Below are 12838 nucleotides of genomic sequence, written 5' to 3'. Positions count from 1 at the left end.
GGTACGCGGCCCCGTCCCCCTGCTACCGCCCGAGCATCGGCGTACGCGCCGCGAGCCCCGCGGCCTCGGCACGGGCGACCGCGGCCGGCAGAGCGTCCAGCAGCGCGTCGATCTCGTCGGCCGTGGTGTCGGGGCCGAGGGTGACGCGCAGCGCGCCTCGGGCATCCGCCGCGCTCAGCCCCATGGCGAGCAGCACGTGGGAGGGCTCGGGAACCCCCGCCTGGCAGGCCGATCCGGTCGAGACGGCGAAGCCCGCCTGATCGAGCAGGAACAGCAGCGAATCGCCCTCGCAGCCTGGCACGGTGAGATGCACGGTTCCGGGCAGGCGGTGCGCGGCGCCGGTGCCGTGCAGCACGGCCTGCGGCACGTGGGCGCGGATGCCCGCCTCGAGCCGATCGCGCAGCGCGCGCTTGTGCGCCGCCCTCGCCGCGAGCTCGGCGTGCGCCGCCTCGGCCGCCACGGCGAAGGCCCACGCGCCGGGAGCATCCATCGTTCCCGACCGCCCGCGCTGCTGCGCTCCCCCGTGCAGCAGCGGCACGACCTCGGTTCCTCGCCGCAGCACGAGCGCGCCCACGCCCACCGGGCCGCCCACCTTGTGGGCGGAGATCGAGAGGGCCCCGACCCCCGGCGGCAGGGGCGCGAGGTCGATCTGCCCGTAGGCGGCGATCGCGTCGACGTGCAGCGGCACCCCGGCGGCCGCGGCGAGCGCCGCGACCTCGGCGACGGGCTGCACCGAGCCGACCTCGTTGTTGGCGGCGAGCATGGTGATGAGGGCGACGTCATCGGCGGGCTCGTCTCCCGCACCGGCGAGCGCCGCCGCCACCCCGCCCAGGCCGTCGATCAGCAGCACCCCCTCCGCGTCGACCTCGAGCCACGTCACCGAGGCGCCCTCGTGCGCGACGAGCCACTCGACCGCGTCGAGGGTGGCGTGGTGCTCGGCACGCGGCACGAGCAGGCGGGTGCGGCGCGGGTCGGCCTGCCGGGCCCGCCAGAAGAGTCCCTTGACGGCGAGGTTCACGGCCTCGGTGCCGCCGCCCGTGAAGGTCAGCTCGACGGCATCGACGCCGAGGGTCGCCGCGATGCGGCTGCGCGCGTCATCGAGCATGGCCCGGGCGGACTGGCCCGCGGAATGGATCGAGCTCGGGTTGCCCGCGGTCTCGAGAGCGTGCAGGTACGCCGCGCGCACCGAGGCGGGCATGGGCGACGTGGCGGCGTGGTCGAGGTACACCGGCATCGGCATCCACCCCCTTCGAACGACGCGACGCGAGGCGCGGCGGACGCACGGTCGCGCTGACCTACTCTAAATCCATGGCGACGACCGACCCGCTGGGTCACCTCGGAGTGACCGCGACTGCGCGGGGCGGGCGGCTGCGGGTGTGGAGCGAGCACGCGACCGCCATGGAGCTGTGCCTGTTCAGCCCCGACGACCCGGCGTGGATGGCCGAGCGCGTGCCCATGGCCCGCGACGAGCACGGCGTCTGGCAGGTCGAGCACGCCGCCCTCGTGCCGGGAACCCGCTACTCCGTGCGGGTCGACGGGCCGAGCGGGCCGACGCACGCCTTCGATCCCGAGCGGCACCTCATCGACCCCTACGCCCGCGGGCTCGCCCGCACCACCGGAGGCGACTGGCGCGGCTACGTGCAGCACGACGACTTCGACTGGGGCGGGGTGCAGAAGCCGCGCATCCCGCTCGACCACGTCGTGCTCTACGAGGCGCACGTCAAGGGCCTCACCAAGCTCGCCCCCGACATGCCCGACGAGCTGAGGGGCACCTACGCGGGCCTCGCGCACCCCACGACGATCGCCTACCTGAAGGATCTCGGGGTCACGACCGTCGAGCTGCTGCCCATCCACCAGAGCATCAGCGAGCAGCGGCTGCTCAAGCAGGGCCTCACCAATTACTGGGGCTACAACACCCTCAACTTCTTCACGCCGCACGCGCAGTACGCCACGCGCGGCGCCCAGAACGGCGGAACCGGGGCCGTGCTGCGGGAGGTCAAGGGCATGGTGCGCCTGCTGCATGAGGCGGGCATCCAGGTCGTCATGGACGTCGTCTACAACCACACCGCCGAGGAGGGGCCGACCGGGCCGACCTCGAGCCTGCGCGGCATCGACGCCGCCTCGTACTACCGCCAGACCCGCGAGGGCGAGTACATCGACACCACCGGGTGCGGCAACACCGTCGACTTCTCGCTTTCCGCCGCCCAGCGCCTGCTGCTCGACTCGCTGCGCTACTGGGCCGAGGAGGTGCAGATCGACGGGTTCCGCTTCGACCTCATGGCGACGATCGGTCGGGATGCCCGCGCCCACTTCGACCCGGAGCACCCGCTCCTCGCCGCCATCCTCGCCGACCCCGTGCTCGCCGACTCGCTCATGATCGCCGAGCCGTGGGACGTCGGGCTGGGCGGCTGGCAGGTCGGCAACTTCCCCGACGGCTACCGGGAGTGGAACGACGGATTCCGCGACCGCGCGCGCACCTTCTGGCTCAGCGACACCGCCGCCTCGCGCCGCCACGGCGCCGCCGCCGAGGGCATCGGCTCGCTCGCCCGCCGCATGACCGGCAGCGCGCACGTCTTCGCCGCCGACCGCGGGCCCCTCGCGAGCGTCAACTTCGTCACCGCCCACGACGGCTTCACCCTCGCCGACCTCACCGCCTACGACTCGAAGCACAACATCGGCAACGGCGAGGACAACCGCGACGGCACCGACAACAACCGCTCGTACAACTTCGGCCTCGAGGGCCCCACCGACGACCCCGTCATCACCGCCGACCGCCGCCGGGCCATGCGCAACCTGCTCGGCACCCTGCTGCTCAGCGCCGGCATGCCCATGATCACCGCGGGCGACGAGTTCGGCCGCAGCCAGCGCGGCAACAACAACGCGTACTGCCACGACAGCGAGCTCACGTGGCTGTCGTGGGACCGCTCCGGCTGGCAGGAGGACCTGTTGCGGGTCACCCGGCGCCTGCTGCAGCTGCGGTGCGACAACCCGGCGCTGCGACCCGTGCGGTACGGGCGCTGGGGCGAGACCATCCCGAGCGCCACCCAGATGGACTGGTACAACAAGGACGGCCGGGCCATGACGATGGACGACTGGGACTCGCCCGCCGAGCGCACCCTGCAGTACCTCGCCGCCTCCACCCCCGAGTTCGAGCACTTCAACCGCATCCTGCTCGTCGTGCACGGGCTCGAGGAGCCGACCTCGGTGCGCCTGCCCGCCCACGTCGGCGTCACCGGCTACACCCTGCTGTGGGACAGCTCGCACGACGACATCTCGCAGCTCGCGCTCGAGCACGAGCCCGGCGAGATGCTCACCGTCGGGCCGACGTCGATGCTGCTGTTCCGCGCGCACGGCGACCAGGTGCCGTCGCCGGCCTCACCGCCCTCGGCGCCGGCCGCGTCGTCGGCTACGTCCGCTCCGTCGCCTGACGATTCGGACGAGGGGGTCGCCGCGCCCTCCGACGACCCGGCGATGGATGCCCGGCCCGAGCCCGACCGGAATGCCTAAGCCGCGCCCCTCGGCCGGCCCCGCGACCCCGGCGACCGTCGCGCTGGCGTCGGCGGGCATCCCGTACACGCCCCGCCCCTACACGCACGAGCCGGGCGCGGCGAGCTACGGCCTCGAGGCCGCCGCCGCCCTCGGCGTCGAGCCGGATCGCGTCTTCAAGACCCTCCTCGCCGACGTCGACGGCTCGCTCGTGGTCGGCATCGTGCCCGTCTCGTGCCTGCTCGACCTCAAGTCGCTGGCCGCGGCCGCCGGCGGTCGCCGCGCCGCCATGGCCGACCCGGCCCTCGCCGAGCGCCGCACCGGATACGTCGTCGGCGGCATCTCGCCCATCGGCCAGCGCACGGCGCTGCCCACCTGGCTCGACGAGTCGGCCCTGCTCTGGCCCACCGTGCTCGTCTCGGGCGGCCGGCGCGGCTTCGACCTCGAGCTCGCGCCCGCCGACCTCGTCGCCGTCACGGGCGCGCGGCTCGCCGACATCGCCCGCTGAGCCGCGCTGCGGGGCCGCGCTCCGGGCGCACGGCACCACCCGGCTCCGCCCGGCACCGGCGACCGCGCTCTGGCACAAATTCAGGCATGCGCGGGCCGCATCCGGCGTGTTGCCCACTCATCGGTCCCGCCACGCCGGGGCTCGCCTGAATTTGTGTCGGACAGGCGACCCGAACCCTCCTCCCCAGTGGTGATCGAAGCGGAGGTATCCCCCGGAAGCCGGGGTGCTCGGTACCCGGCTCGCGTCGTCCGCGACCCTGCGCCCATGCACCATGTCCACCGACTCCTGGATGCCCGGGGCGGGGCGATCGCCACGCACGAGCTGATCGACGAGGGGTTCGGGCGCCGCGCACGCGAGCGCCTCATCGAGGGGGGCGTTCTTCGACGTGCTCGTCAGGGGTGGTTCGTGCGCCCGGACCTCGACCCCGTGATCCTCATGGCCGTCAGGGTCGGGGGGTCCCTGACGTGCGGTCATGCGCTCCGGCAGCACGGGGTGTGGGCCCTCGACCACCCGGAGATCCATGCGCGTGTGGTGCATCCGGGCTCGCGGTTGCGCGACGAGCGCGACAGCCGTCGTCGGCGGTCGGCGGGCAGCACCGCCATCGTGCATTGGACGCGCCGACCCGATGAGCACGAGCGACTCGTGGCGACGGTGAGCGACGCCCTCTCCGACTACCGGCGGTGCGTGCCGGAGCCCTGGTACCTGGCCTCGCTCGACTCGGCGCTGCACCATGCGCCGCTCGAGCGGGACGCACTGCGCCGCGCCGGGCATCCCGCCGGAACCGCCGGCATCGACGGGGTCTGCGAGAGCGGCACCGAGACGATGTTCTGGCTCGCGATCCGGCAGCTGCTGCCGTCGGTCTCCCGGCAGAAGCTGATCCCGGGGGTCGGTCGCGTCGACTTCCTCATCGGTGAGCGGCTCGTCGTCGAGATCGACAGCCGCGAGTTCCACGACATCGCCTCGGGCCGCGCAGCCGACCGGCGTCGCGACCTCGACCTCAGCCTCGCCGGCTACCGCTGCCTGCGCTTCGACTACGACCAGATCGTGAACCACCTCGACCGGGTCGTCGCCGCCGTGCTGGCCGCGGTCTCCCGCGGCGACCACCTCCGGTAACAGGACCGCCGGGTTCGCGAGCCCTCACGATCGACGATCCGGCCCGTGCAGTTGGCACGAATTCAGGCATCGCTGCCCGCGGACAGGCGCGTCGAGCACCGCGCGTCGACGGCGCGCCGAGCACGGCCTGAATTCGTGCCGACTCTGCCAGCGGACCCGCGATCCGGCGGCCGCGCGGGCAGACCGGGCCCGGCACGCCCCGGCGGGATGCCCGGCGCTAGTGGGCGACCGCGACGAGTCCGAGCTCGGCCGGGTTCGCGAGCAGGGCGTGCCGCGGGGTCACCCGCACGTTGTACCCGAACGAGCCGGAGCGCTCCAGCGGCACGGTGCCCGCGAAGGTCGCCGGCTGCCCGATCTCGTGGCTCACGAGCTGCAGGGCCTGCGTGCGCACGTCGGCGAGGTCGTCGCCCTCGTCGGCGCGGCCGAAGACCACGTCGACGCTCACGTCGTCGGGCTCGAGCGAGCCGAGGTCGATGTGCGCCCGCACGTGCAGCGCGTCGCCGAGCTGCGGCGACTCGACGCCGCCCGACTCCACGTGCGCGACGGAGAGCGACGACCAGCCGGCGCGCACGCGCGACTTCCAGGCCGAGAGCTCGCGGGCGGGGGCGTGGTGGTCGGCGATGATCGTGCGCTGGGCATCCGCCGCCGGCATGTAGAGCCGCTGCACGTACTCGGCGACCATGCGGTCGGCCGAGAGCTCGGGCGAGAGCGTCGACAGCGTGTGGCGGATGTTCTGCAGCCAGCGGCGCGGCAGGCCGTCGGCGTCGCGGTCGTAGAAGCGCGGCGCGATCTGGTGCTCGATGAGGTCGTACATGGCGTTCGCCTCGAGCATGTCGCGCTCGGCGTCGTCGCCCGCGGAGTCGGCAGTGGGGATGGCCCAGCCGTTCTCGGCGTCGTAGTACTCGTTCCACCAGCCGTCGAGGATGGAGAGGTTGAGCGAGCCGTTGAGGGCCGCCTTCATGCCGGAGGTGCCGCAGGCCTCGAGCGGGCGCAGCGGGTTGTTCAGCCAGATGTCGGTGCCCGGGTAGAGCAGGCGCGCCATGGCGATGTCGTAGTTCGGCAGGAACACGATGCGGCGGCGCAGCTCCGGGTCCTGCGAGAACTGCACGAGCTTCTGGATGAGGGCCTTGCCGCCGTCGTCGGCGGGGTGCGACTTGCCGGCGATCACGAGCTGCACGGGGCGCTCGGGGTCGGTGAGCAGGGCGCGCAGGCGGGCCTCGTCGTGCAGCATGAGGGTGAGCCGCTTGTAGGTCGGCACGCGCCGCGCGAAGCCGATGGTGAGCACGTCGGGGTCGAGCAGCTCGTTCATCCAGCTCGGCGGGGCGACGGAGCCGTTCTCCTCGCTCCAGGCGGCCGCTACGCGGGCCCGCGCGTCGGTGACGAGCTGCTCGCGCATCGAGCGGCGCACGAACCACAGCTCCTCGTCGCTGATCGCGTCGCTCGCCCAGTCGGCGGTGCTCGTCTCGTAGGTGCCGAGCTTCTCGTGCACGAGGCGCACCATGAGCGGGTCGGTCCAGGTGGGGGCGTGCACGCCGTTCGTGACGGAGGTGATCGGCACGTCGGCCTGGTCGAAGCCCGGCCACAGCTGGCCGAACATGCCCCGCGAGACGTCGCCGTGCAGCTGCGAGACGCCGTTGGCGCGCTGCGCGAGGCGCAGGCCCATGACCGCCATGTTGAAGACGCCCGGGTCGCCGCCGTCGTAGTCCTCGCGGCCGAGCCCGAGCACGTCGTGCACGTCGACGCCGGGCAGCAGACCGGTGGAGAAGTAGCGCTCGATGAGCCCGTTCTCGAAGCGGTCGATGCCGGCGGGAACAGGGGTGTGCGTGGTGAAGAGGGTTCCGGCGCGCACGACCTGCAGCGCCTCGTCGAAGCTCAGGCCCTCGGCGATGAGGTCGCTGATGCGCTCGAGCCCGAGGAATCCGGCGTGGCCCTCGTTGGTGTGGAAGACCTCGGGCGCGGGCGTTCCCGAGACCTCGAGGTAGCTCTTGATGGCGCGCACTCCGCCGATGCCGAGCAGCAGCTCCTGCAGCAGGCGGTGCTCGCCGCCGCCGCCGTAGAGGCGATCGGTGACGCCGCGCAGGGCGTCGGAGTTCTCGGGGATGTCGGTGTCGAGCAGCAGCAGCACGACCCGGCCGACGGCCATCTGCCAGACCCGGGCGTGCATGGCGTCGCCGCCCGGCAGCGCGAGGGTGATGCGCACGGCGGTGCCGTCGTGCTCGCGCAGCATCTGCATGGGCAGGCCGTCGGGGTCGATGAGGGGGTAGGTCTCCTTCTGCCAGCCGTCGCGGTCGATCGCCTGGCGGAAGTAGCCGGCCCGGTAGAAGAGGCCGACGCCGATGAGGGGCACGCCGAGATCGGATGCGCTCTTCAGGTGGTCGCCGGCGAGGATGCCCAGACCGCCCGAGTACTGCGGGATCGCGCTCGCGATGCCGAACTCGGGCGAGAAGTAGGCGATGCGCGCCGGAGCGTTCTCGAGCCCCTGGTACCACCGGGGCTCGGCGAGGTAGGCGTGCAGATCGGCGCGCAGTGCCTCGGCGTCGGCGACGAAGTGCTCATCGGCGGCGAGCTGCTCGAGGCGGGCGGGGTCGACCTCGCCGAGGAGGGCGATGGGGTCGTGGCCGAGGGCCTCCCACCGCACGGGGTCGACGCGCTCGAAGAGTCGACGGGTCGGCTCGTGCCACGACCAGCGCAGGTTCGCGGCCAGGTCGCCGACAGCGGCGAGGCGCTCGGGCAGAACGGTTCGGACGGTGAATCGGCGGATCGCCTTCACAGCTCATCACTCCTCATGCGGACCGGGTCGCGCGGATCGGGTCGGGCTACGCCCACGAGGAGACAGCCTAGGCGACCGCTCCCCGTTCCCGAGGTTCCACATCGGGGCCGGAGAACGGTTCCAGAACGACGCCTCCGCGGGTGCTCCGGCGGGGCGGGGAGGTCGATCGCGGTCGGGGCCGCTCGGACGGCCCCGACCGGTCGATCGCCTCGTTAACGACGAGCAGGATCGAGCACGCCGTGCGGGGGACACGGGGCTCGATCCTGATTCACGAACACCTTCGGGTGGTGTCGTGCTCGTTCGGGGGGAGAATCCGCCGGGACCGGGTGTTCCGGGCGATTCGTGCTCCCTCGTCTACGACTGTACGACCTCGCAACCCCGCCCGCACGGAGATGACCCCTATTCGCGTACCCCGGCCGGGGTACATTTTGTCCCCCCTAATGCCGACAGACATTCCGTTTTCCTGAAATCGATTCACCCCGCCGCGCGGCGTCCGCTGGGAACCGGCGCAATGTCGGGCGCCAACTCGACCGGGCCGGGGAGTACGGTCGAGACGTGGCACAGAAACCGAAGCCCTCGCCCCGTCCGACGTCGACGACCACCCCGCGCGCGACCCCCGCGGCAGCACCGCCGGCCGCAGCCGCGCCAGCGGCTCCGCCCGCCGCAGCGCCCGCGGCCCCGGCCCCGGCCCCCGCTCCGACCCCCGCCCCGGCGGCCGAGCCCGCGCCCTACACCGCGCGCATCGGCCGCATCCCGATCCGCCACCTCTCCCCCCGTCAGCCGGAGGACCGCTGGCCGAGCAAGGCCGTCGTCGGCGAGGTCGTCCCCTTCGCCGCGACGGTGTTCCGCGAGGGCCACGACAAGCTCGGGGCCGACCTCGTGCTCGTCGCTCCGGACGGCGCGCGGCAGAGCATCCCCCTCTCCCCCGGCGCGAAGGGCAGCGACCGCTGGCACGCCCAGGCGCAGCTCGACGCCGAGGGCACCTGGCACTGGCACGTGCTCGCGTACACCGACGACTGGGCGACCTGGCACCACAACGCGACCGTCAAGATCGAGGCCGACGTCGACGTCGAGGTCATGCTCCTCGCCGGCGCGCAGCTGCTCGAGCGCGCCGCCGCGCTCGCGAAGGGCACGCCCGACCAGAAGGTGCTGCGGGATGCCCGCACCGCCATCATGAAGGCGAAGAGCACCCCCGCGGCCCGCCTCGGCGCGGCGAACGACCCCCGGGTGACCGCCGCGCTCTCGCGGCACCGCCTCACCAGCCTGGAGACCGAGAGCGAGCAGCTCGCCATCCGGGTCGAGCGCGCCCGGGCCGGCGTCGGCAGCTGGTACGAGTTCTTCCCCCGCAGCGAGGGCGCCGTGCAGCGCAAGGACGGCTCGTGGGCCAGCGGCACCTTCACGACCGCGGCCCGGCGCCTGCCGGCGGTCGCGCAGATGGGCTTCGACGTGCTCTACCTGCCGCCCATCCACCCGATCGGGCGCGTGAACCGCAAGGGGCCGAACAACACCCTCACCCCGGGCCCGAACGATCCCGGCAGCCCCTGGGCGATCGGCTCGAGCGAGGGCGGGCACGACGCGATCCACCCCGACCTCGGCACGCTCGACGACTTCCGCACCTTCGTCGGCGCGGCGAAGAAGCTCGGCATCGAGGTGGCCATCGACCTCGCGCTGCAGTGCGCGCCCGATCACCCGTGGGTGAGCGAGCATCCCGAATGGTTCACGACGCTGCCCGACGGCTCGATCGCCTACGCGGAGAACCCGCCGAAGAAGTACCAGGACATCTACCCGGTGAACTTCGACAACGACCCGCAGGGGATCCGCGCCGAGGTGCTGCGCATCGTGCGGCACTGGATCGCGCAGGGCGTGACGATCTTCCGCGTCGACAACCCGCACACCAAGCCGCTCGACTTCTGGGAGTGGCTGCTGCACGAGATCGCGCTCGAGCGGCCCGACGTCGTGTTCCTCGCCGAGGCCTTCACCCGCCCCGCGATGATGCAGTCGCTGGCCGGTGCCGGGTTCCAGCAGTCGTACACGTACTTCACCTGGCGCAACACGAAGGTCGAGCTCGAGGAGTACCTCACCGAGCTGTCGCAGGAGACGAGCGCCTGGTTCCGACCGAACCTGTTCGTCAACACCCCCGACATCCTCACCGAGTACCTGCAGTTCGGCGGCGTTCCCGCCTACAAGGTGCGCGCCGCGATCGCCGCGACGGCGAGCCCGACCTGGGGGGTGTACGCCGGCTACGAGCTCATCGAGAACGTCGCGCGCCCCGGCAGCGAGGAGAACATCGACAACGAGAAGTACGAGTACAAGGCGCGCGACTGGGCCTCGGCCGCGACCCAGGCCCGCTCGATCGCGCCGTACCTGACGACGCTCAACACCATCCGCTCGCAGCACCCGGCGCTGCGCCAGCTGCGCAACCTGCGGGTGCACTGGAGCGACGACGACGCCGTGCTCGTCTACTCGAAGGTGACCCCCGGGCGCTTCGTGCGCTCGGGTCGCACCGACGGCATCATCGTCGTCGCCAACGTCGACCCGCACTCGGTGCGCGAGACGACGGTGCACCTCGACCTCGCCGCGCTCGGCCTGCCCGAGGGAGCGACCTTCGACGTGAAGGACCTCATCACCGGGGAACACTACCGCTGGGGCGAGCACAACTACGTGCGCCTCGACGCGTTCACCGAGCCCGTGCACATCCTCCGCATCGAGTACCCGAAGGGCATCTGATGGCCGATCCGACGCGCACGACCCCCGCTCCCGAGGCGATCCCGACGCTGCACGCCGAGCACCGGCGCGCCCTCGTCGAGGGGCGCCACCCGCGGCCGCACGACGCCCTGGGGCAGCATCCGCTCGACGACGGCTGGGTGGTGCGCGTGCTGCGCCCGCTCGCCGCCTCCGTGACGATCGTGCGCGCCGACGGCAGCCGCGTGCCGCTCGAGCACGACGCCGACGGGCTCTGGCACGGCATCCTGCCCGGCGGTCCCGCCGAGGGCCAGGCCTACACGGTCGTCGCGAGCTACGACGGCGGCCCCGACTGGACGGCCGACGACCCGTACCGCTTCGTGCCGAGCGTCGGCGAGATCGACCTCTACCTGTGGGGCGAGGGCCGCCACGAGCAGCTGTGGCACGTGCTCGGCGCCCACCACCGCCCGCACGAGGGCGTCGAGGGAACGAGCTTCGCCGTCTGGGCGCCGAACGCGCAGGCCGTGCGCGTCGTCGGCGACCTCAACGGCTGGTACGGCCCCCAGCACGCCATGCGCCGACTCGACGACAACGGCGTCTGGGAGCTCTTCGTGCCCGGACTCGCCCCCGGCAGCACCTACAAGTTCGAGATCATGACCCCCTCCGGCGAGTGGGTGACGCGCGCCGACCCCATGGCCCGCCGCGCCGAGCTGCCGCCCGCCACCGCCTCGATCGTCGCCGACGACGCCCCCTACGCCTGGGGCGACGGCGAATGGATGGCCCGCCGCGCGGGCACCGACCCGCACGACAGCGCCATGAGCGTGTACGAGATGCACCTCGGCTCCTGGCGACCGGGGCTCGGATACCGCGACCTCGCCGATCCGCTCATCGAGTACGTGACCCAGCTCGGCTTCACCCACATCGAGTTCATGCCGCTCGCCGAGCATCCCTACGGCCCCTCGTGGGGCTACCAGGTCACGGGCTACTTCGCGCCGACCTCCCGCTTCGGCACGCCCGACGACCTGCGCTACCTCATCGACCGCCTCCACCAGGCGGGCATCGGCGTGATCATGGACTGGGTGCCGGCGCACTTCCCGAAGGACGAGTGGGCGCTCGGCCGGTTCGACGGGGTGGCCGTGTACGAGCATCCCGACCCCCGTCGCGGCGAGCAGCCCGACTGGGGCACCTACGTCTTCGACTTCGGCCGCAGCCAGGTGCGCAACTTCCTCGTCGCGAACGCCGTGTACTGGCTCGAGGAGTTCCACATCGACGGCCTGCGGGTCGACGCCGTGGCGAGCATGCTCTACCTCGACTACTCGCGCAGCGAGGGCGAGTGGCTGCCCAACGAGCACGGCGGGCGCGAGAACCTCGAGGCCATCTCGTTCCTGCAGGAGGTCACCGCGACCGCCTACAAGCGGGTGCCGGGCATCGTGATGATCGCCGAGGAGTCGACCTCATGGCCAGGCGTCACCCGGGCGACGAGCGAGGGCGGCCTCGGCTTCGGCATGAAGTGGAACATGGGGTGGATGCACGACACCCTCAGCTACTTCGAGCGCGACCCGATGTGGAGATCGCACCACCACAGCGAGATCACCTTCTCGTTCCTCTACGCGTTCAGCGAGAACTTCATGCTGCCGATCAGCCACGACGAGGTCGTGCACGGCAAGGGCTCCCTGCTCGGCAAGATGCCCGGCGACCAGTGGAAGAAGCTCGCCAACCTGCGCGCCTACCTCGCCTTCATGTGGGCGCACCCGGGCAAGCAGCTGCTGTTCATGGGCCAGGAGTTCGGGCAGCCGAGCGAGTGGAGCGAGGAGCGCGGTCTCGACTGGTGGATCCTCGACCAGCCCGTGCACCGCGGCCTGCACTCGCTCGTATCGCGCCTCAACGCGGTCTACCGCGACACCCCGGCGCTGTGGCAGCAGGACAACACGCCGGCCGGCTTCTCGTGGCTCGAGGGCGGCGACGCGGGGAACAACGTCATCGCGTTCCGCCGCTCGGCCGCCGACGGCACGCCGCTCGTCGGCGTCTTCAACTTCAGCGGGCAGCCGGTCGGCGGGTACCGCCTCCCCCTCCCCGCCGCGGGCCGGTGGAACGAGGTGCTCAACACCGACGCGCACGAGTACGGCGGATCGGGCGTCGGCAACCTCGGCGTCGTGCACGGCGAGGAGGTGCCGTGGGGCGGCCAGCCGGCCTCGGCCGAGCTCACGCTGCCGCCGCTCGCGGCGCTCTGGCTGACGCTCGAGCAGTAGCCCCCCCTCCCCCCGAGAACGACGAACGGG

7 protein-coding genes are annotated in these 12838 nt (G+C 72.4%); 5 read left to right on the top strand and 2 right to left on the bottom strand.

Annotated features, from left to right (window positions below):
* Positions 1-22 precede the first annotated feature (22 nt).
* Positions 23-1240 (bottom strand): cysteine desulfurase family protein, encoded by a 1218-nt coding sequence (locus tag OVN18_RS09115; protein WP_324287773.1) that lies wholly within the window; start codon positions 1238-1240, stop codon positions 23-25.
* A gap of 68 nt (positions 1241-1308) precedes the next feature.
* On the opposite strand from OVN18_RS09115, the gene glgX reads away from it, so the two are divergent.
* The 3 genes from glgX to OVN18_RS09100 all read left to right on the top strand — a co-directional run bounded on the left by glgX (position 1309) and on the right by OVN18_RS09100 (position 5107).
* Entirely contained in the window at positions 1309-3507 is a 2199-nt protein-coding gene (gene glgX / locus OVN18_RS09110) for a glycogen debranching protein GlgX (RefSeq protein WP_267780413.1), read from the top strand.
* On the top strand, positions 3500-3994 hold the full coding sequence (gene ybaK / locus OVN18_RS09105; RefSeq protein WP_267780412.1) for a Cys-tRNA(Pro) deacylase: 495 nt from the start codon (positions 3500-3502) through the stop codon (positions 3992-3994). Before glgX ends, ybaK begins: the two co-directional genes overlap by 8 nt.
* A gap of 264 nt (positions 3995-4258) precedes the next feature.
* Positions 4259-5107 carry an endonuclease domain-containing protein gene (locus OVN18_RS09100; protein WP_267780410.1) on the top strand — a complete coding sequence of 283 codons (849 nt, stop codon included), beginning with the start codon at positions 4259-4261 and terminating at the stop codon, positions 5105-5107.
* Positions 5108-5324: 217 nt separating this feature from the next.
* Here the strand turns inward: OVN18_RS09100 and glgP are convergent, their stop codons facing one another.
* The gene (glgP, locus tag OVN18_RS09095; RefSeq protein WP_267780408.1) at positions 5325-7877 is read right to left on the bottom strand and encodes an alpha-glucan family phosphorylase; all 2553 of its coding nucleotides are present in this window, start codon (positions 7875-7877) and stop codon (positions 5325-5327) included.
* A gap of 555 nt (positions 7878-8432) precedes the next feature.
* Here glgP and OVN18_RS09090 point away from each other — a divergent pair.
* Together OVN18_RS09090 and glgB are read left to right on the top strand one after the other, a co-directional pair.
* Positions 8433-10604: an alpha-1,4-glucan--maltose-1-phosphate maltosyltransferase gene (locus tag OVN18_RS09090; RefSeq protein WP_407666032.1), complete on the top strand. Its 2172-nt coding sequence runs from the start codon at positions 8433-8435 to the stop codon at positions 10602-10604.
* Positions 10604-12808 (top strand): 1,4-alpha-glucan branching protein GlgB, encoded by a 2205-nt coding sequence (gene glgB / locus OVN18_RS09085; RefSeq protein WP_267780407.1) that lies wholly within the window; start codon positions 10604-10606, stop codon positions 12806-12808. The genes OVN18_RS09090 and glgB overlap by 1 nt, the downstream gene beginning before the upstream one ends.
* Positions 12809-12838 lie beyond the last annotated feature (30 nt).

This window comes from Microcella daejeonensis, from assembly GCF_026625045.1.
Classification (GTDB): domain Bacteria; phylum Actinomycetota; class Actinomycetes; order Actinomycetales; family Microbacteriaceae; genus Microcella; species Microcella daejeonensis.
The sequence above is the reverse complement of the archived record's forward strand: the minus strand, read 5'-3'. Positions and strand labels throughout refer to the sequence as shown.